At 37.7% G+C, this 21,223-nt stretch carries 22 protein-coding genes and 2 tRNA genes; 6 read left to right on the plus strand and 18 right to left on the minus strand.

Annotated features, from left to right (window positions below):
* Window positions 1–9 precede the first annotated feature (9 nt).
* From B9T35_RS01270 to ispH, 5 genes are all read right to left on the minus strand, one after another.
* On the minus strand, window positions 10–780 hold the full coding sequence (locus tag B9T35_RS01270) for a pilus assembly PilX family protein (RefSeq protein ID WP_086189320.1): 771 nt from the start codon (window positions 778–780) through the stop codon (window positions 10–12).
* Window positions 777–1,796 (minus strand): PilW family protein, encoded by a 1,020-nt coding sequence (locus tag B9T35_RS01275; protein ID WP_086189321.1) that lies wholly within the window; start codon window positions 1,794–1,796, stop codon window positions 777–779. Before B9T35_RS01275 ends, B9T35_RS01270 begins: the two co-directional genes overlap by 4 nt.
* Window position 1,797: 1 nt before the next feature.
* Window positions 1,798–2,298: a type IV pilus modification protein PilV gene (gene pilV / locus B9T35_RS01280; protein ID WP_171264191.1), complete on the minus strand. Its 501-nt coding sequence runs from the start codon at window positions 2,296–2,298 to the stop codon at window positions 1,798–1,800.
* Window positions 2,298–2,774: a type II secretion system protein gene (locus B9T35_RS01285; protein ID WP_086189323.1), complete on the minus strand. Its 477-nt coding sequence runs from the start codon at window positions 2,772–2,774 to the stop codon at window positions 2,298–2,300. Before B9T35_RS01285 ends, pilV begins: the two co-directional genes overlap by 1 nt.
* Window positions 2,775–2,914: 140 nt before the next feature.
* Window positions 2,915–3,865 carry a 4-hydroxy-3-methylbut-2-enyl diphosphate reductase gene (gene ispH / locus B9T35_RS01290; RefSeq protein WP_086189324.1) on the minus strand — a complete coding sequence of 317 codons (951 nt, stop codon included), beginning with the start codon at window positions 3,863–3,865 and terminating at the stop codon, window positions 2,915–2,917.
* A gap of 135 nt (window positions 3,866–4,000) precedes the next feature.
* Here ispH and gmk point away from each other — a divergent pair, with 135 nt between their 5' ends.
* From gmk to bfr, 6 genes are all read left to right on the plus strand, one after another.
* Window positions 4,001–4,621 (plus strand): guanylate kinase, encoded by a 621-nt coding sequence (gene gmk / locus B9T35_RS01295; protein ID WP_086189325.1) that lies wholly within the window; start codon window positions 4,001–4,003, stop codon window positions 4,619–4,621.
* A gap of 103 nt (window positions 4,622–4,724) precedes the next feature.
* Window positions 4,725–5,006, plus strand: coding sequence for a DNA-directed RNA polymerase subunit omega (gene rpoZ, locus B9T35_RS01300; protein WP_086189326.1), 282 nt, complete (start codon window positions 4,725–4,727; stop codon window positions 5,004–5,006).
* Window positions 5,007–5,209: 203 nt separating this feature from the next.
* Window positions 5,210–7,315: a RelA/SpoT family protein gene (locus tag B9T35_RS01305; RefSeq protein WP_086189327.1), complete on the plus strand. Its 2,106-nt coding sequence runs from the start codon at window positions 5,210–5,212 to the stop codon at window positions 7,313–7,315.
* Window positions 7,316–7,390: 75 nt separating this feature from the next.
* On the plus strand, window positions 7,391–7,774 hold the full coding sequence (locus B9T35_RS01310) for a RidA family protein (protein WP_086189328.1): 384 nt from the start codon (window positions 7,391–7,393) through the stop codon (window positions 7,772–7,774).
* A gap of 178 nt (window positions 7,775–7,952) precedes the next feature.
* The gene (locus B9T35_RS01315) at window positions 7,953–8,147 is read left to right on the plus strand and encodes a bacterioferritin-associated ferredoxin (protein WP_086189329.1); all 195 of its coding nucleotides are present in this window, start codon (window positions 7,953–7,955) and stop codon (window positions 8,145–8,147) included.
* 241 nt (window positions 8,148–8,388) lie between these two features.
* Complete coding sequence (gene bfr, locus B9T35_RS01320; RefSeq protein ID WP_086189330.1) at window positions 8,389–8,853, plus strand: heteropolymeric bacterioferritin subunit Bfr; 465 nt, start codon at window positions 8,389–8,391, stop codon at window positions 8,851–8,853.
* Window positions 8,854–8,911: 58 nt separating this feature from the next.
* On the opposite strand, the gene B9T35_RS01325 is transcribed toward bfr, so the two are convergent.
* The 13 genes from B9T35_RS01325 to B9T35_RS01385 all read right to left on the minus strand — a co-directional run bounded on the left by B9T35_RS01325 (window position 8,912) and on the right by B9T35_RS01385 (window position 21,218).
* The gene (locus B9T35_RS01325; protein ID WP_086189331.1) at window positions 8,912–10,579 is read right to left on the minus strand and encodes a PglL family O-oligosaccharyltransferase; all 1,668 of its coding nucleotides are present in this window, start codon (window positions 10,577–10,579) and stop codon (window positions 8,912–8,914) included.
* A 75-nt stretch (window positions 10,580–10,654) separates the two neighbouring features.
* Window positions 10,655–11,392, minus strand: coding sequence for a TfpX/TfpZ family type IV pilin accessory protein (tfpZ, locus tag B9T35_RS01330; protein WP_322853537.1), 738 nt, complete (start codon window positions 11,390–11,392; stop codon window positions 10,655–10,657).
* Window positions 11,393–11,436: 44 nt separating this feature from the next.
* On the minus strand, window positions 11,437–11,967 hold the full coding sequence (locus B9T35_RS01335; protein ID WP_086189332.1) for a pilin: 531 nt from the start codon (window positions 11,965–11,967) through the stop codon (window positions 11,437–11,439).
* A 176-nt stretch (window positions 11,968–12,143) separates the two neighbouring features.
* Entirely contained in the window at window positions 12,144–12,674 is a 531-nt protein-coding gene (locus B9T35_RS01340) for a pilin (RefSeq protein WP_086189333.1), read from the minus strand.
* Window positions 12,675–12,877: 203 nt separating this feature from the next.
* Window positions 12,878–13,438 carry a TPM domain-containing protein gene (locus B9T35_RS01345; protein ID WP_086189334.1) on the minus strand — a complete coding sequence of 187 codons (561 nt, stop codon included), beginning with the start codon at window positions 13,436–13,438 and terminating at the stop codon, window positions 12,878–12,880.
* Entirely contained in the window at window positions 13,432–14,580 is a 1,149-nt protein-coding gene (locus B9T35_RS01350; protein WP_086189335.1) for a TPM domain-containing protein, read from the minus strand. The genes B9T35_RS01345 and B9T35_RS01350 overlap by 7 nt, the downstream gene beginning before the upstream one ends.
* A gap of 38 nt (window positions 14,581–14,618) precedes the next feature.
* The gene (locus B9T35_RS01355; RefSeq protein WP_086189336.1) at window positions 14,619–15,209 is read right to left on the minus strand and encodes a LemA family protein; all 591 of its coding nucleotides are present in this window, start codon (window positions 15,207–15,209) and stop codon (window positions 14,619–14,621) included.
* 388 nt (window positions 15,210–15,597) lie between these two features.
* On the minus strand, window positions 15,598–15,990 hold the full coding sequence (locus tag B9T35_RS01360) for a ribosome-binding factor A (RefSeq protein ID WP_086189337.1): 393 nt from the start codon (window positions 15,988–15,990) through the stop codon (window positions 15,598–15,600).
* Complete coding sequence (gene infB / locus B9T35_RS01365) at window positions 15,990–18,695, minus strand: translation initiation factor IF-2 (protein ID WP_086189338.1); 2,706 nt, start codon at window positions 18,693–18,695, stop codon at window positions 15,990–15,992. The genes B9T35_RS01360 and infB overlap by 1 nt, the downstream gene beginning before the upstream one ends.
* 10 nt (window positions 18,696–18,705) lie before the next feature.
* Window positions 18,706–20,190, minus strand: a complete 1,485-nt coding sequence (nusA, locus tag B9T35_RS01370) for a transcription termination factor NusA (protein WP_086189339.1) — start codon at window positions 20,188–20,190, stop codon at window positions 18,706–18,708.
* A gap of 35 nt (window positions 20,191–20,225) precedes the next feature.
* Window positions 20,226–20,750, minus strand: coding sequence for a ribosome maturation factor RimP (gene rimP / locus B9T35_RS01375; RefSeq protein ID WP_086189340.1), 525 nt, complete (start codon window positions 20,748–20,750; stop codon window positions 20,226–20,228).
* Window positions 20,751–20,975: 225 nt separating this feature from the next.
* Window positions 20,976–21,052: transfer RNA gene (locus B9T35_RS01380), tRNA-Met, on the minus strand.
* 89 nt (window positions 21,053–21,141) lie between these two features.
* Window positions 21,142–21,218 (minus strand) — tRNA-Met (locus B9T35_RS01385).
* Window positions 21,219–21,223 lie beyond the last annotated feature (5 nt).

The following is a 21,223-nucleotide window of genomic DNA, read 5'->3' on the forward strand; positions in this document are numbered from 1 at the left end:
CACTCCCACTTAAGTGAAATCTTGGGTGATTGTGTACTCACTCACTTGTGTAGTGAAAGGCACATTTAAATTCGTTAAACAAGCAGTTATATCAATTTTTTGATCTGGTGTTAAAGTTGAAGTATCCTTATCATCTGGTGGTGTGACCTGACTCATTTTACCTTTTAAACAATCATTAATATCTGAACGAGACGCCTTCGATAGGCTCGGCATAATTGACACAGCAAAAATTTTGACTCGTTTAGCTTCTTCAATCTGCCCTTTTTGTGAATCACTTCCCCTAACACGATCAAAAAATGGGTTATCCAAACTGCTATCAGTTGGAAACTTCACAGAAATTTGAGTTAAAACTGCTTTTCGACCACTTGTGAACCAATTCGTAGATTGTGGAGAAGAGTCACAGTAGCCTCGAATCCCCAAACTATTATTAGTTAAGGATGGCGAGCCCTCTTTCCACTGCATTAAACTTGCTTGACGAATACTAAAAAATTGCGTTTGATCTCCACGAAAACAAAAAACTAATTCTTTATTTTTGTCATTTGCATTATTGATATAACCAAATAAACCTGCAGGGCTTAAACTATATGCTAGATCTGCTGGATTTTCTGACTTAAAAAGTGCGGCATCGGAGCTTTGAGTCAAAAGTTGTTGTACTTGACTATTGGTTGCAATACTTAAGGAAACCATACTTTGGCGAATTGCCAATGTTCCAATAATTGTCATAGCAACAAGAAAAATCAAAACAACAATTAACGTTGCACCTGCTTGAGATTTTTTCATTCGCCACGCTCCCCAATTGCATTACGTAGCGCAATTGTTTGTGAAATTACCTGCCTAATATATTTGGGCGCACCTGTTGTTGGTTTTTTAACACTCACCGTTTGATCTAACACAACGAATGTTTGATCATCTTTTATTGATTTTGCATCATTTACAGATTGAAGTGAGCGTGCCAATATACCAAATTGAACTGATACAATTCTTGGATGTGGTGTTGCTGAAGTCATATAATCGTTAATTGACATATAACGTCGACCATTATCATTTTGAACTCCAAGTAAAATTCTTAAATGATCTACTCGCTTCATAATAATTTCACCTGCACCACCAAACCCTGTAATTGCTACAGGACTTCCTGTCTCAGGATAAGTTCCTGCATCACAAACCAAAGCTAGAGGTTGATTAGGCTCATTCGCACTTTTATTTACATCAACTCTTAAAAAATAACGCTGCACAACCATTTGACGTCCTGCGGCTACAGGGAAAGCTAGTTCATTACCTTCACAATCATAACCACCAACATATGTTGATATCGTTCCACGATTTTCAATTCTATATTGAGGCATATATTGTATAGTTAATTGATCACTCGCCTGATCCGAACCTCCTACTTTCACGTTGGAAAGCCCTGACCATGATGAAGATTCTGCACTGCGTGATAGAAAATTTAAACCTGCTGTCGTGCCGACAATCGTAGAACTTAAATTACTTACTTTTATAGGTGCCGCAGCAGTTCCAATATTTACAGAATTTACCGAAGATGTTAAAACCACTCCCCCTAAGACTGTCTGATCATCCATTACCGATTTCGTGCTATTTAAATTCATCAACCGTAAATCTTTGGTAATATAATTTAAGCCAAAATTTGCATTATCTTGAATATCTGATGTACCTTGTTGCATGGACAAGCTTTTTTGTCCTGTCAAAAAAAGTAATATTGCAGCAGCAGAAATAATTAATCCTAAAGTAAGGGACAACATCAATTCAATTAATGTGAAACCTTTTTGAATTATCATTTTAATAGGTCTCCATAATTATGCAGGTCGAATTATCACTATAGCCATTACCATTAGTACAATCCCCTGTCCCGGTCCCATCGGTAGCGCTTGAATCCCCCCAAGCTACATAGATACAACTTCTATTATTTGTATTTTGACAATCCATAATATTCATTGTCATGCCAAAAGTTGATGCTCGACTCACCACTTGAGACACATCAAAATCAGCTAAATCAGTATCTGAACAATTTACTGTTAAACAATTGGTCTTAAAAGTTTTCTGATTGGTAGCTGCACCTAATTCAGTTTTATAAACAGAAAAAGCATTACGATTTACTCGAATACGTTCAGCTAGATCACGTGCAATTGTGATTGCCTGTACACGAGACGTACTTTCAGAAGAGGCTTCTAATGCACGATATTGTAAAGCAACAAAGCCAAGTACGCCGATTGATAAGATTAATAAAGCAACGAGTATTTCCATCATACCAATACCACGCTGATGACTAAATGAGTGCATTAGCATGTCCCCTCTGTTGTTGGCTGAATTGTTCCCATACGTGAGATTGTAACAATCCTTGCATTCTTATCATTATTAATATAACTATTACATACAGTAAAAACGGTATCGTTATTGGCAGGAATCATACGTGTTGTATCACTTGGATCTTCAATAAAAACCCCACCTGAAATACCAAAAAAAATAGAATTAGTTGAACCTGTTTTTAAGATCGATTTACCAGATGGTATCCAATTTAATTGATTTACAGTATCAACGGTCTGACTTGTCGTTAATTTCACTTCCATCAGTCGTCGCTCAAGTACAGCAATTGAGCGTGCTTTATTTAAAACTGTAATTAAATCTTGACCACTTTTATTTAGATTTTGTTTATTTAGCATATTGCCAAAAGAAGGCGCAGCCATTGCAGCAATAATTCCAAGCACTGCAATTGTCACCATCAACTCAATTAAAGTAAATCCGTTATTCTTATTCACTATGCCCCCACAGCAATAAAACTTTACCCTATTAAAAATCATAACTCATTTTTTAACAAAACCAATACATGAAAGATAAAGGGTATAAAAAAGCAGATAACTGAATATTTCAGCTATCTGCTTATAATTACAAATATTATCTAAGCTTGCGTCACATGAATTCTTAACTCTTTCGGCAAACTAAATGTAATATTCTCTTCACGCCCACTTAACTCTTGAGGGTTTGTTGCTCCCCAATCTTGTAAGCGCTGTAACACTTGTTTAATTAAAATCTCTGGCGCTGAAGCGCCCGCAGTAACACCAATTTTAGCATCGCTTTTAAACCATTCTTTTTGCAGTTCATCTGCATTATCAACTAAATATGCATGTTTACCCATACGTTCCGCCAATTCACGTAAACGATTTGAATTGGAAGAGTTTGGAGAACCTACAACAAGTACAACATCACATTGATTGGCTAAATCTCTTACTGCATCTTGACGATTTTGCGTTGCATAACAAATATCGTCCTTACGAGGACCTTGAATTTTTGGAAATTTACTCCGTAAAGCATCAATCACTTTAGCTGTGTCATCAATCGATAACGTTGTTTGAGTTACAAATGCAACTTTATTTGAATTTTTAACCTGTAAAGATGCAACATCTTCCTCATCTTCGACCAAATAAATATGACCGCCTTTTTTCTTATCATATTGCCCCATTGTCCCTTCAACTTCGGGATGTCCTTCGTGGCCAATCAGAATTGCTTCCGTTCCCTCACGCGCATATTTAGTGACTTCAATATGTACTTTCGTCACTAAAGGACAAGTTGCATCAAAAACTTTTAAACCTCTACGCTCTGCTTCTTGTTGTACCGCTTTAGAGACTCCATGTGCACTAAAAATCACAATATTATCATCAGGTACTTCATCTAACTCTTCAACGAAGATCGCGCCGCGTTGACGTAAATCATCGACCACAAATTTATTATGTACAACTTCGTGGCGCACATAAATCGGTGGATTAAAACATTCAAGCGCACGATTGACGATCGCTATTGCACGGTCAACACCTGCACAAAAACCACGTGGATTAGCCAATACAATTTCCATAAATCCCTCAACGCTCGCTTAAATTTAGGGTCAACTTTTTGAAGAAAGATACAAACAAAACGCACATAGCTATTTTGTTTAATACCCGTCTACTCTAAAATAGAGAAGATATTTTATCATATCAGGAAAAATATCATGTCGGGTCTATTGTTTGTCGTTTCTGCTGCATCTGGAACAGGCAAAACATCTCTCGTTAAAGCCCTACTTGAGCGGGTCAGCAATTTACACGTTTCTGTTTCTCATACGACTCGCGGACAACGTCCTGGTGAACTTGATGGTGTACATTATCATTTCACATCCAAAGAAAATTTTCTTGGACAAGTTAACCAAGGTGGTTTTATTGAATTTGCTGAAGTTTTTGGCAACTTCTATGGAACAGCACAAGCAACGGTAAAAGAGCAATTAGCTAAAGGACATGACGTTTTACTTGAAATTGATTGGCAAGGTGCTGAGCAAGTTCGTAAACTTTTTCCTGAATCAAAGCAAATCTTCATTCTTCCACCGACACAATTTGATTTACGTCAACGTCTATCTAATCGTGGCACAGATTCTGTGGAAGTGATTGAGCATCGTTTAAGTTGTGCCGTCGAAGACATGCAACAATATGTTAATTTTGATTATATTATTATTAATGATGATTTTAACAAAGCCTTGCATGACCTTGAATCGGTGATTAATGCAAATCGTTTAACCTTAAATCAACAGGCAAATCGACATCAAGTGATGATTCAGAATCTTATCACGCCACAATCTTAATATACCGTCTGTATGAATAGTGCGATTAAAACTTGAGTCTCTAGTTAAAGCCTTTTATACTCCGCAGTCTATTTAAAAATTTTGAATTCAAACGAGAACTCTTATGGCACGCGTAACCGTTGAAGATTGTTTAGACCATGTAGACAACCGCTTTGAGCTTGTACTAGTGGCAAGCAAACGCGCGCGTCAACTCGCACGTCAAGGTATTGAACCAACTGTAGAATGGGACAATGATAAACCGACTGTCGTTGCTTTACGTGAAATTGCGTCTGGTCATGTTACTAAAGATATTTTGAAACAACGTGATCAAGATTACCAAACTTCTAGTTTAGATCTTGCACTTTCAGCAAATAGTTTAAGTCTTGATGGTTTTTCTTTCCAATAAGTTAAATCCTCAAAAAAAGCCTAGTTTTTATACTAGGCTTTTTTATTGCAATTTATTTTGATAACCATTCGACAAAATCCTCAAAATTTGTTAAAAAAAATAAAGAATATTTCTGCCAACAAATTGACAAGTGAAGCAATATGCTTTTCATTAAAGGATTGGGAAAAATAGTATCAAATCAGCGATTCAAAAGTAGGTGTTTTATGCCAGGCCAAACGGTCAGCCAAGCTAAGCAACAGCTTCATATTATTATCGACGCTTATTTAAAACCAAGCGAAGTCGAGAAAGTTCTTGCTGCCTGCGATTATGCCGACAATGCGCATGATGGTGTAACTCGAAAAAGTGGTGAACCCTATATTCTCCATCCTATTGCAGTGAGTTGTATTTTAGCGCATATGCGTTTGGATGCTGAAACACTCATGGCTGCACTGTTACATGATGTGATTGAAGACACTGATTTTAGTAAAGATGATATTACGACCAAATTCGGGCGAGTCGTCGCAGAACTGGTTGATGGTGTAACCAAACTAAGCCATTCAAGTGATAAAGAATATAACAAAGCAGCATCTTTCAGAAAAATTCTCCAAGCCACCCTACAAGACCCACGTGTCATTATTATTAAACTGGCTGATCGTTATCACAACATGACCACATTAGGCGCGTTACGACCTGATAAACGTGCCCGTATTGCCCAAGAAACCTTTGATATTTTTGTTCCGATGGCTCGTCTTGTCGGCATGAATGAAATGGCGGATAACCTCGAACATTTGTGTTATCAGAATCTTGATTTAGATATGTATAACAATGTTCAAGAGTCATTAGCACAAACCAAACCTGAGCGCTGTCAATACCAAACCATTTGGGAACAAAATTTAAGTGAATTATTGAACAATTATCATATTCAAGGTCGAATTAAGAAAAAGAATAACAATATTGAACTCCTTCGCCACTTCGTTAAAAATGAAATTGATCTACAAGAACTCACCCACAGTCACGCTTTTGAAATTATTTTACAAAGCATTGCAGATTGCGATCGTTTAATTGAAGCATTACGTGAAAATTTTCAAGTGCTACATTATGAAGATCATATTCGTCGCCCACTTCCAGGTGGTAATCAATCTTTAATGATTCGCCTTAAAGGTGAAAAGACCACCCTTTCATTAACCATTCAAACCGAACTGATGCGTAAAGCTGCGCGTTTTGGTGTAGTACTGGGTGAAAATGCTCCTCAAGCTTGTCGTTCTGCAATTCAAGCTTCTATGCAAAATCTAAATGCACTTGTCGGTGGCGATTGTGCAAAAACCACATTTAATGATTTATTAGATTATTTGCATCAAGAAAAAATCTGGGTTTATACACCTCACGGTAAACTACATGAATTGCCTCAAGGTGCAACGGTTGTCGATTTTGCCTATTCAGCTAGCTTATTCTTAGGCAACCATGCTGTAGGCGCTAAAATCGATGGAGAAATGAAGCCATTATCGACACCGCTCAGCAGTGGACAAGTTGTCGAGATTATTACTGATGTTTTAGCAACCCCAAATCCTGATTGGCTCAGCTTCATTAATACACAAAAAGCCCGACGAGCTTTACAAAATATACTGAAAGAACAAGATATTGATGAACAACGCCTAGTCGGACAGCAAGCTTTAAATCGTGCTTTAAAATTATTCAATCGCTCTGTAAATGATTTGTCTGAAGAAGATTGGACCGATTTATTAGAATGGCGTCATGTACAAAGCAAAGAAATGCTCTATGAACAAATTGCAGTGGGTGACTTACTACCGCAATTGGTGGCCAATCATTTATTTGCTCAAGATCAAACAGAAGAACAACTGACTTCAAATCGCCTCATTCAAGGGACAGATGGCGTAGATGTGAAGTATGCACACTGCTGTAATCCCGTGTTAGGTGACCCAATTCAAGGGCATTTATCACGTCGCGGTTTAATCGTACATCGCGCACGGTGCCATAACTTACTGCATGAACAACATCTTCATCCAGAAAATATCATGCCTTTAAATTGGACTTCAGAAGATGAAGATGACATCAATTTCACAGCATATTTAAGTATCGATCTTGTTCTAAATGATGAACAAATTTCCGAATTAATTTATTTATGTCGTAAATCAAAAACTGGGGTTGAATCTGTTCGTACCCATGATGATAAAACTTACGTCAATATTGTGGTAAATAACCGTAAACAAATTGCGCAAATTATTCGTGAATTACGTATGCATTATGGTTTTCCACGAATCACTCGCTTAAATATGCCTATTGCAATCAATGAAGTATCAAAAGCCTGTTAATCTAATTAACCGATAGGACTTTCATGAAAAGTATTCATCCTTTATGATGAATTGAGATGAAATAAGGAGAAATTGATGTCCCGCCAAGTGATTCATACTGAAAATGCCCCTGCTGCAATCGGAACTTATTCTCAAGCTATTCTTGTTAAAGATACTTTATATCTTTCTGGTCAAATTGGTTTAGATCCATATAGCATGGAATTGGTTGTTGGCATTGAAGCCCAAATTCGACGTGTTTTTGATAATGTAAAAGCGGTATGTGAAGCTGCTGGTGGTACATTAGCCGATATTGTAAAGCTCAATATATTTTTAACTGACCTTTCTCACTTCCAATTGGTCAACCAAATTATGGGTGAATACTTTGCTCAACCTTATCCTGCTCGTGCAGCGCTTGGTGTAGCAAGTTTACCAAAAGATGCTTTGGTTGAAATGGATGGTATTGTGGTGATTAGCCAATAAAATGCATCATTCATAAAAATCAGCAACTTAGATTCAAAATTAAATACCACCGATCAGGTGGTGTTTTTTTATTCAAAAAGCCAATCAATATAAGTTAAAATTTAAATGAAACTTATTGACAAGTGATAACAATTATCACTAATATCAACTATCGCATTTAATACTGTGGTTCATTCTCATGTACGTTTGCTTGTGCCGTGGCATTACAGATCAAGATATTAAAGACGCCGTTGCAAATGGCGCTGAAAGCTATCGTGAAATTCGTGATCTACTTGACCTAGGCACGTGTTGTGGTCGCTGTGCTCCAGAAGCACGTAGCATCATTAATGATGAACTGTCCGACATTGCGGCTCGTATTTCTTTTGCAGCCTAAATCCTATTTAAAACGCTTAAAATAACGATAACATTTTCGATGATCTTCGGATCATTCTCCTCCCCCGCTTCGACTCAGAGCGGGTTATTTTTTTAAATCCTTCATTCTTATTGTTTTTGATTGCGATTTTCATTTGCCGTTCAATAAACTACTCGCCAGACAAAACGGACTTGGTTACTATATGAGGTATAGATTGCCTTAAAAAGTCATTAGGGCAGAAATTGTTAATGGAGCTTTTACAATGAAAGGCAATCGTGATGTAATTAATCAACTCAATCAAGTGCTGTATCATCATTTGACTGCAATCAACCAATACTTTTTACATTCTCGTATGTTTAATGATTGGGGCGTTGAAAAATTGGGTTCGGCTGAATATAAAGAATCCATTCGCCAAATGAAGCATGCCGATAAAATTATTGAACGCGTTTTATTCCTAGAGGGCTTACCGAATTTACAACATTTAGGCAAATTGTATATTGGTCAGCATACGGTTGAAGTCTTAAATTGTGATATTCGTAAAGTGAAAGAGAATATTGAAGCGATTAAAGCAGCAGTTGAATTGGCTGAACAAAATCTAGATTATGTGACCCGTGATTTGGTTCAAGAAATTTTAGAGAAAGAAGAAGAATACTGGGATTGGTTAACCACTCAGCTTGACCTCGTAGAAAATGTCGGCATTGAGAATTACATTCAAAGCCAAATGTAATAGGTATACATAAAAAATCCCCCAATTACGGGGGTTTTTTATTAGGTAGTATTTTTATTTAACGCATGTTCTTTGGCTCTTCTTCATGTATTGCTTCCAAACTATCCAATACATCTTGATAGGTATTTTCTTGACCATGTAAGGTTTTTAAAATCCAAAGTTGATGCTCAGCTTCAGCTTTACGACCATTAAATGCTAAAACTTGCGCATATTTATATAGATCATATTTTGATGCTAAATTGGCAACCATTCGCCCCATATGCACTAATTCAGCATCTGAAAGCTTTGTCGTAGGATTAAAACCAATCCACCAAACGCGCTCTTTAAACTGTGTCAGCACCCAAATATCTTCATTCATTATCTCTTGCTGTGACTGGCTCAAAGGTGCAGTTTTACCTGCTAAAACACTTTGTTCACGGTATAAGTTATAATCACGATAAATCATTGCTGTTAAAATCACACCCACAATGAGTAGTGTTCCAATAATCCAAGGACTCATTATCTTTGAAGGAAGTTTTGGATATTGCGCTTGAATAATGCCCAATAAAAAACCCATGGGTAATAAGAAATAAGCATAATGAATTGGATATTCCAACATTGCATGAATTAAAATGGCGCAAACCATCAATGTTGCAATAATTGACTCTGTATCTCTTACGCCTTTATTTAGCCAAAATAACCAACAACCTAAATACGCAATAATTATTAAACCAATGGGAATGCCATTCCACACCAATAAATCTAAAATGACATTGTGTGCACTTTTATACCATTCATGCGATGGATAGAGATCAAAGACAGCGATTTGCGCCATTCCTGTTTGGTTCCAGCCATAACCGAACCAAGGATGCTCTGAAAGTGCCACCAAGACTTGTAACCACATATCAAAACGTAAATAACCTGATGAAGCTCTCTCTACCACTGAAGCTGTTTCAGCAATTTGCTGATTTGAGACTGATTCAATCAAATGGTTCAAATAGGGTAAGAAACTAATGATTGTAATAAACACAGCAACCCAAGACAATAATTGAATAAAACTGAAGCGTTTTTGTTCTTTGAATTGTTTGATACCAAAATACACCAAGATAAAAAGGCACACTACCCATGAAGTACGAGACTGGGTTAAAGCAATAGTAAAAATAAAAATAAGTGACATTGGAACTAAAACTAAATTTGGAGCAATTCTTTTTTCATAAAAATAGAGACAAGCCAATAAGCCCATGCTTAGAAAAGTAGCTAGATTATTAGGTTGTGCAAAATTAGCATAAGGGCGATTGCCTTTTAAAATATTTATATAAGGCGAAAAATAAGAGCTAAGCTGTAACCATTGCAAAATAGCGATTAAACTTGAAATTAAGCCTATAAAAATAAGTAATATACTCAAAGCTCTAAATACTTTATCTCGTCCTTCATTTAAAGATAAATTATACCCAGCAATAATCATCAACCAAAACATTGCAATATATGCAGTACAGAGTAATGCATTGCTGATATAAATCACTTGTCCAAAGCCCCATTGCAACAATGGAATCAATAAGATGGGTAAAGCGATCAATTGCGGTTTTGGAATTTTAATTTGCTGATTTAATAAAGTGGCTAATAAAGCCAAAGCAGCTAAAAAAGTCAGTACTTCACTACCAAAAGTTGTCCACGGTGTTTTATGGAATGGAAGAAGCCATGCTGCACTAAGGAGCATCACTGAAAGATAGAGAAAGTAGGCTTTCATGAGTCAGGAAAATAAGAGAACTGCGGTGATTATACACGCAGTTCTCTTATTTTAATTTACATCAATAAAGTTGAATTATTTCCATGGTCTTAAATCTACAATTTCAACCACTCCAGCTTTTTCTTTATTGATTAAAACAACCATATCAATTGAATGTGTCTGTAAAGGCAACCATGCTGTTGCCTGAGGAAATTTTGCTAAAATTTTATTCACATCATTCTGATCATTAAACTGAATTAATATATCTAACTTTTGGCATCTTTTCTGAATCTCGCCTTTAGCTAAATCCAGAGGCTGATATAATTCAGGACGTTGAGCTAACGATACCCCTTTAAATATTTCTTGCATCATTAATTCATTTTTTTCTTTATTATTCTCAATATTTTTTACAGCGACATATTCTGGTTTTAAAAATGGTGAAGATTGATATTCAGGCTTGGCTTTAATAATGTGACTACGATCAATTTCATTATTCTTCACAAGCTCAAAACGATCAACATTAAATACAAGCCATGCAGGGCGTGCCTGAGCAATACTATAAATACCATAACCCAATGCAATCATCTGTAAAAATATAATCACCATTAAATCAAATTTTAATGATTTTTTCCCTTCTTTATAAACAAACCAACCTAGAATGGGCCCAATAACAACATCAATCGCAAGCATCATTAAAAAAATATGTGTAACACCCAATGCTTTATTAATGGGTGATGGATACCAAAAAACAAATACAATAATAATTGCAAGTAATGCTACAAACAACGAAACAGAGAGGTGCGTTAAAAGAAATCTATTTTTTGCATTAATCACGAACTACGTCATCCCAATATCTAATTCACATTTTAAATACTTTATTATCTGCAAGCAGCAGGTACATATTTTGCTTGAATTGTACCTAAAGTTGCTCCTGTCATACCATACTGAATCGCTATTTTTTGGGTTTGAGACGAACAAGCCCAATCTACTGTCCCATTACCACCATTTTTCAATGCTGTTTCCAAACTGACAATTTGAGCCTGATTTATACGAATAAATGGGCTCAGAATCAAAGTATTTTCGGTCGCTGCTATCCCAATAAAACTTGCATTAAAACTTACAGTTATTTCACCTGTTTGATCATTCACCAAAACACTTTCTACATATTTACTTTGCGCACCATGATTATTCACTTGCTTATTCCAAGATGTAGCAACAACTTGTAAATCTAATGGTGTAATAATAGCTTCTGCTGCTATAGAGGTTTTAGCACTACCCGCTAAATTTAATCCTTCAACAACTCTTGTCCTTATCACATAATCTTGATATGCAGGTAAAGTTATAGCAGCTAGAATACCAATAATTGCCATCACCACCATTAATTCAATTAGCGTAAAACCACGACTCATTTCAGCCTCTAACCTTATAATCATTATTTATTACGTATTATTGTATTTGATTTATACAGCATCATTTTATAAAAAAAATTCGAGTAAAACTTTGTCACATATTCACTTTTTTTGTTAAATGGCTAATTTAAAAAACAAAAAAAGCAACCCTGAGGCTGCTTTTTCTTTAGTTTAAATTAACGACACTGTGATGGTGCATATTTAGCTAATAAAGTACCTGTCGCAGCACCCGTTAAACCTTGAGCCGTTGCATTTGCATTAGATACAGATGTACAAGCCCAATCTACAGAACCAGTAGTACCAGCAGCTAAAGCAGCAGCTAAAGTTACTGGTGTATCACCTGAAAAAACGTATGGAGATAATAAAAGTGTATCTTCACCATCAGCTATACCAACAATATCATGACGGTAATCTACAGTAACAACTCCAGTACCGTCACCAACTAATACAGATTCAACATATTTTGATTGAGCACCTTTATCATCAGATTGTGCATTCCAAGTATCACGAACAACTGTTAGATCTGCAAGGGTAGCCGTACCAGCAATTTGTTTTTGAATATCCCCAGCAATTGTTAAACCTTCTGTAATACGCGAACGAATTGTGTAATCTTGGTAAGCAGGAAGTGCGATCGCAGCCAAAATACCGATAATCGCAACAACGATCATTAACTCAATAAGGGTGAAACCCTTTTGAACTGATTTCATAACATTCTCCAATTTTTTAAATTTTTTTATAGCTTTTCAGCGATTTTAAAAGAGATAAATAACTTTTATTTAAAAGATTTTTATCTACTAGAACACTGTACATTTTAGGGAGAATGTAATGCTTTACAAGAATTAAATTTCAACATGTACTTTTTAGTAATTTCATGTAAAAAAGTGACTTTTTTTGTCACTTAATATTCAACTCAATTTAAAATAATCGGCTTATTTGTTAATTCATTCTCAGTATCTTCAACTTTATGGTCATAAAATTGGTTTAAAATCTCGCCAATTTCAATCACACCTTGTATTACCGCTTGTCGGTAATTTTTATGCTTTAATTCTTCAATCATCACATTACAAATATCTTGCCATACTTGTTGCGTAGTTGCTTTATGAATTCCTCGATCAACCACAATATCGACTGTTTGCTCACACAAATTCAAATAAAGCAAAACACCACTATTATATTCAGTGTCCCAAACACCCAACTCTGCAAATAACTGTTGCGCACGTAAACGTGCATTTTGATGATATGCCTGCGAACACGGAATATGACCTTCTATCACTACTTGTATTTCACCGACATGGCCTTGTTCAGCTTGTGTTACAGCTTGAACAATTTGATGTTGATCTTGTTTGTTAAAATAGCGTTTAGATGCAGGTAAGTATAAAAAATGCTTAAACCAACGTTTTAAACTCGGTTGAATATGCTCGTGTAATTTCGGCTCTGTGACAATTGCCGTTGTATCTGTTTTTGTTACCATGAGCCTGATGCCCCTCCCCCACCAAAACCACCGCCACCACCGCTATAACCTCCGCCACCACCAAATCCTCCACCGCTTCCACCACCACGACCACCGCCTGATAGAAACATTTGGAAAATAAGCTGGGCAACAGACGTGATCAACAGAAAGAATATTCCAAAACCTAGAACCAAGCTCATGACAATACCTGAGCCATAGATCAACCCTGCAGCAAATGCAGTAACCCCTGCTACAGAAGCACTTAAACGATTACCGAGGATAAAAGATCCAACAATACCTGCAATTAATATAAAGAGTGCTGTACTTAAAGTCTTTTCTTTCGCTTGTTGTTCATGTAAAGCTTGTGCTTGTTTTTCTTTTAAAGCTTCGGCAGCCTGTTGAGCAATTTCGGGATCTTGATTTAAAATTCGCTCAATTTCGGTCACACCTGCCAGTATGCCTTGTCCATACTGTGCTTGTTTAAAATAAGGTGAAATCTGATTTCTAATAATTTGGTTGACCAAAATATCAGGTAAAACACCTTCCAAGCCATATCCTGTCGCAATATGAATTCGATGGTCATTTACTGCAACAGCAATAAGTAAGCCATTATCTTGCTTTGCTGAACCCAATTTCCATTGTTCTGCAATCCTCATCGCAAAATCAAAAATACTTTCTTGCCCTGTAGTCGGTACAATTACCACAGCAATTTGAGCTTTGCCTTGATTATAGAGATGACGAATTTGTTGTTCTAATTTCTGTTTATCATCTGCAGATAAAACATTTGCTTGATCAATAACAGGTGAGTTTAACGTTGGCAATTGACGAATGGATTCGCCATCCGCCATATCATTGGCAACTTTTGGTTGTTGTACTGTAGGTGCTTGAGCTGTATTTCCTTTATTTGCATCAGAAGAAGCAGTTCCTTGCTGATTTACCGAAGTTTGCCCATTATTTTTTGGTCCTAAAACATTCGGAATATTCAGTGGATTTTGCTGTTGATTGAGTACCTTACCCATCACAACTACATCTTCACTCTCATCTGAAGCAGTTGCGACTTCTGCCCAAGCTACTGATTGAAAAGCAACAATCCATGCAAATAAAAGCATCAGGATGATTGCTTTCATTCTGCTTAAAACTGATATGTTGCTTGAATCAAGCATACTCAACCTCAACTTTATAAAAGCCAAATCATTTATGATTAATTAAAGTTCACTGTCGGCACTTTTTCAGCACCACTTTCTGCACTAAAGTTTGGTTTTGGTTTCATGCCAATCACTTTTGCAGTCATGGCTTGAGGGAATTGACGAACATAAGTATTGTAATCTTGAACCGTTGTAATATAACGATTTCGTGCAACGCCTATACGGTTTTCTGTACCTTCGAGCTGGACTTGTAAATCTTTAAATTGCTCATTGGCTTTCAAATCTGGGTAATTTTCAGTAACGGACAAAAGGCGTGATAATGCACTGGTCATTTGAGACTGTGCTTCTTGATATTTCTTAAATAGCTCTGGGTTTTCTAATACTTCTTTATCAACTTTAAGACCTGCCACATTTGAGCGTGCTTCAGTCACTTCGGTTAGAACTTTTTCTTCATGTGTCGCATAACCCTTTACAACATTCACAAGGTTTGGCACTAAATCTGCACGACGTTGATATTGGTTTTGCACTTCTGACCAAGATGCGATTACTGCTTCATCTTTTGCTTGTAAAGTATTATAGCCACAGCCTGAAAATGTCAGCGTACTTGCAAGAGTGATAGCGACCAAGCCTTTTTTAATCATATTCATGAATATAAACCTCAAGTATTTATTTGTATTTGTTAATTTAAAAACATTTTAAACAGAATTTTTAGAAGTTTTGTTTGATTTCTGATATTAACATCAAAAACATATTGTTTATCAATGCATCAAGTAGAACAAAAAACTTAAACATAATTACATTGAGAAAAAAACATACGTCTTAACATTTACTCTCTATAAGTAAAGCACCCAGATCAATAAAAAAGATTCAAAATTATCGTTTTCATTTTATTGATTAGAAATAAGTAATATAAGAATTAAAGCACAACTATCTAATATTTAAAACTTAGATTAAACATGTGGATAATTCAAAACTTATCCACAAAAAAGCCACCCGAAGGTGGCTTTTTTTATTTCTTAGCATCAACAATGATGCTTATTCATCTTTGCGCTCAGGCAAATCTTTAACTGCCTCAGCGATCAGACCAAACATATAGTTACCATACGCATTGGTTTTATCATAATGGAAACGCAAACGCGGCGTAACACGTGTCTTGATACGACGACCAAGTTCATGACGTAAGAAACCAGCTGCATTATTCAATACATCTAATGTTTCTTTGTTTGCCACTTCACTCTGATCATCACCCAATTCACGTCCCATTACAGTGACATAAACTTCTGCATAACCTAAGTCTGGACTAACTTTCACCGCAGAGATGGTCACAAGACCACCTAAGCGTGGATCTTTCAGCTCTTGACGAATCAGTTCTGACAACTCACGTTGCACAGTATCGCCCATACGCTTAAGACGCTGACTACCCGCCATTAAAGACTCCGTTTAATCAGTTGAACATCATATACTTCGATTTTATCAAGCACTTTGATGTCTTTATAACCTTTAACCGCAAGACCACATTCCATACCCGCACGAACTTCGTCAACCACTTCTTTATAACGACGAAGAGATTCAAGTTCGCCTTGGAACACAACCACGTCATCACGTAATACGCGAATCGGTTTATTACGATGTAGCATACCTTCAAGAACCATACAGCCCGCAGCTGCACCAAATTTACTTGAGTGGAATACTTCACGTACTTGCGCAACACCCAGAATTGTTTCACGATGTTCAGGAGCAAGCTTACCGCTCATGGCTGCTTTCACATCATCAATTAATTCATAAATAACGCTGTAGTAACGAATATCCATGCCATCAGCATCAGCTTTTTGACGACCTGTTGTATCCGCACGAACGTTAAAGCCGAGCAGAACTGCTTCAGAAGATTCTGCAAGTGTAACGTCAGACTCAGTGATTGCACCAACACCTGAACCGATGACACGTACACGAACTTCATCTGTAGATAATGCAGACAATGCAACAGTCAATGCTTCCAACGTACCACGTACATCAGTTTTCAACACAACGTTCACATAAGGCACATCTTTCTTGCCCATAGACGCCATGATATTTTCAAGACGCATTGCACTTTGACGCTCTAAACGTTGTTCACGTTCACGAGCAATACGTGCATCAGCAACTTCACGGGCTTTTTTCTCATCATTTACAACAAGAACTTCATCACCCGCCATTGGCGCTTCTGGAAGACCTAAAATTTCAACTGGAATTGAAGGACCTGCAGATTTAATACGTTGACCATTTTCATCAGTGATTGCACGAACACGACCATAAGATCCGCCTGCAAGGACTAAGTCACCCACTTTTAATGTACCGTTTTGTACAAGGATAGAAGCAACTGCACCACGATCTTTATCGACACGTGATTCAATAACAACACCTTGTGCAGCACCTTCTTCAGATGCTTTCAATTCTAACAATTCAGCTTGAATTGAAATCAAATCTAGAAGCTCATCAATACCTTGACCAGAATGTGCAGAAACCATGGCTACAGGTACATCACCGCCCCACTGTTCAGGCACAATTTCTTTAACGGTCAATTCATTCAATACGCGATCTGGATCAGCAGATTCTTTATCCATTTTGTTGATAGCAACAATAATTGGAGTACCCGCAGCACGTGCATGATCAATTGCTTCAGCTGTTTGTGGCATCACACCATCATCTGCTGCAACAACCAATACCACGATGTCTGTTGCTTTCGCACCACGTGAACGCATTGCAGTAAATGCAGCATGCCCAGGTGTATCTAGGAAAGTAATAATACCTTTCTCAGTTTCAACGTGATAAGCACCAATATGCTGTGTAATACCGCCCGCTTCGCCTTGTGCAACTTTCGCACGACGAATACGGTCAAGAAGCGATGTTTTACCATGGTCAACGTGACCCATGATTGTTACCACTGGAGGACGAGTCGTTTGAGCACCACGCGCTTCTTCAGCTGCTTCAAGTAAGTTATCTTCTGCTTGCGTATCAGATACAAGAACTGGGTTATGACCCATTTCTTCTACAACTAACGCTGCAACCGATTGTTCAATCGCTTGGTTCTGAGTAACCAATTCGCCCATTTTCATGAGTGATTTAATAACTTCACGAACTTTAATCGCCATTTTCGCTGCAAGATCAGCAACAACAATCGTTTCACCAATTTCAACATCATAAACTTGTTTTTTAACTGGTTTTTCAAATCCATGCTTGTTTGCTTGGCTTGTTTTTAAACCACGTTTATGCTGGTTTTGACTGAAAGATTGCTCTTCTTGACCACGACGTCCACCTTTTTTCGGTGCACGTGTACTTGGCGTATTCGTACCACGTTTAATTTCACGATCTTCTTTCGCAAATGAATCTTCATAAGCCTGACCAACAAGACCAGCAGCTAATGGAGAGTCATCAACAACACGAATCACAGGCGCAGTTTCATCACCTGAGTATTTGGTTGCCATTTGACGCATTTGCTCAAGCGTACGTTGTTGAGCTTCCTCAGCAGATTTACGACGAGCTGCTTCTTCAGTCGCTTTTAACTTCGCTGATTCTGCTTCACGTATACGTTTTTGCTCAGGTGTTTCAATCGTTTTAACTGTAGCTTTGGTAATCGTCTTGTTCGTTGAACGACGTTTTACAACAACTTCAGCTTTTTGCGTTACTTTTGCAGTTTCTTTCTTCTGCGCAGCACGCATTGCATCTAAAGTTGCTTTTGCTTTGTTTTCTGGTTGTTCAGTTTTCTTTCCATCACCAGTTTCACGTGCTTTTAAGTCAGCAAGTGTTCTGGTTTGAGTTTCAGCTTTTGCAAGTGCTTCAGCTTTCATCTGTTCTGGATTCGGTTTCGTAAACGTATGCTTCTTGCGAACTTCCACGTTAATGGTTTTTGCCTTACCAGAAGTACTTGCCACTTTAGCAGTACTTGTTGTTTTACGTTTCAACGTGATTTTTCCTGCATCCCCATCGCCTTGACCATGAATTTTCTTCAAATGATCGACAAGGGTACTTTGCTGTTCCGTAGAGATTTTGTCATCAGCTTTTTGCTGCGGTAGACCTGCATTACGCACTTGATCTAAAAGCTTTTCAACTGGAAGCCCTACGCTGACTGCTAACTCTTGAATTGACTTATCCGTCATGTATTACCTCCTAGTTAAACCATGATTCACGTGCTTTCATAATAAGTTGACCTGCTTTTTCCGCGCCTAAACCTTCAATATCAGAGATATCGTCAGTTGCTTGGTCAGCTAAATCATCTACAGTGACTACACCGCGAGCGGCTAATGAATGAGCGATCTCTGAAGTCATTCCTTCCATTGCTAGAAGTTCTTCACTTGGATCTTGAATATTTTCTTGCTGTTTTAACGCATCTGCTAAAGCAGCTTCTTTCGCACGACTTTGCAACATTTCAACAAGTTCTGCATCCAATTCGATTTCATCGAATGTTTCTGCAGGAACATAAGCCACTTCTTCTAAAGAAGTAAAGCCCATTTCTACCAATGCCATTGCTAAATCTTCTTCAATATCTAAACGTTCTACGAACATATCTAAATATTGTTGTGCTTCACTTTGTTGACGAGCACGATATTCATCTTCAAGCATCATATCGAGTTTATAACCCGTTAATTCCGATGCAAGACGAACATTTTGACCTTGTGAACCAATGGCACGAGCCAACTGATCACTGGTCGCAAAGATAATATCTGCTGTACGTGCATCTTCATCAATCACAATACCCGATACATCAGCTGGCTCTAAAGCACTTGCGATATATTGAGCAGGATCATCCGACCACACCACAACATCAATACGCTCACCATTTAACTCTGATTGTACTGCTTGGATACGTGTACCACGCATACCAATACAAGCACCAACAGGATCAATACGATGATCGTTGGTTTTCACGGCTATTTTAGCACGAACACCTGGTTGACGCGCAGCTGCTTTAATTTCAATGATTTCTTCAGAAATTTCAGGAATTTCCTTTTTCATTAAAGCAATCAACATGTCTGGTTTAGCACGTGACAATTGTAATTGTGCACCACGACCTTCACGATTTACGTTGAAAAGGATCGCATTCATGCGTTGTTTAGGGCGAAGGATTTCTTTAGGAATCATTTCTTCACGTGCTAAATACGCTTCTGCATTATCACCTAAGTCAATGATAAAGCCATCTTTGGTTTGTTTTTTAACTTCACCATAGACAAGCTCACCGACTTTAGATTCATAAGCATCTGCAATTAACGCACGTTCAGCTTCACGAATTTTTTGAACAATCACTTGCTTTGCAATTTGCGCTGCAATACGACCAAACTCAATGGATGGTACTTCAAGCTCGCGCACATCACCAATTGACCATTGTTCTGGGTTTAAATCAGAAATAGCGTCTTGGCAAGCTGGCATTTCATGATCTTCGTCTGCAACGACTGTCCACTGACGGAATGTTCTATATTCGCCAGTTTTACGATCAATTTCCACGCGAAGCTCAGCTTCTTCAGAATTTGTGCCTTCGTAGAATTTTTTCTTCGTTGCAGCCACTAAAGCTTGTTCAAGTGCTTCGAAGATCGCTTCACGACTAACACCTTTTTCATTACTAACCGTCTCTGCAACGGTAAGAATTTCACGGCCCATAAGTCACCTACTATTCAAATTCTTATCAATTAAATTTAGTCTTGATAGATCAAATTTGCTTTATCTATATTGTTGCTATCGATTTCTAGTACTTGTTGCTTCTCAACTTCAACTTGAATCAATTCATTTGCAACGTCTACAGCAATTAACCTCGCTTGGAACTTACGACGATTTTCAACCGCAGAAATTAAGCGTAAAGCCACTTGCTGACCGATAAAAGCTTGCATTTGTTCAAGTTTGAAAAAGGGACGATCCCAACCAGGAGATGAGACTTCTAGGGAGTATTCACCAGAAATTGGGTCATGCACATCCATCATTGCCCCAACCTGTTGAGTCACACGTACACAGTCCTGTACGCCAATACCACGACCCAATTCGTCTTCACCATCTTCAGTTATAACAGGTGTTGCATTCTCATCGATAGGTTTGTCGATAAAAATACGTAACAGAGAACGCTTACCTTGAGGAATAAATTCGATTCCCCAAAGCTCCACATCACAGGCTTGCACTGCAGGAGTGATTAAGTCTTGAAGTGCTTGAGTTTTACTTGATAGCTTCATTTACTCTCGTCATTTTTGTGCGATTTAATCGGTCACTGGACCGACACAGACCATACACGCCATAGTAGTAGTGAAACATGACACTTTAACTTTTCGCCGTATACGGCTCATATCGACACTACACGATAGCCAATAAAAAAGGGCGTAAACGCCCCTATTATTGCACAGAAAACTAAAGTCCACTGTGCAAAAAGGCCCACCTATCTGTGAGCCCTTTTAGAAACTTGGTAGCGGGAGCTGGATTTGAACCAACGACCTTCGGGTTATGAGCCCGACGAGCTACCAGACTGCTCCATCCCGCATCAACGTTGCAAAATTATATACAAAAAATAAATAAACTTCAATGAAATTTTTACTTTCCGTTTTGATTAAGTTGCACCCTAATCAAAATTGGTAGCGGGAGCTGGATTTGAACCAACGACCTTCGGGTTATGAGCCCGACGAGCTACCAGACTGCTCCATCCCGCAACAAC

The sequence above is a fragment of the Acinetobacter sp. ANC 3832 genome, assembly GCF_002135415.1.
GTDB lineage: Bacteria > Pseudomonadota > Gammaproteobacteria > Pseudomonadales > Moraxellaceae > Acinetobacter.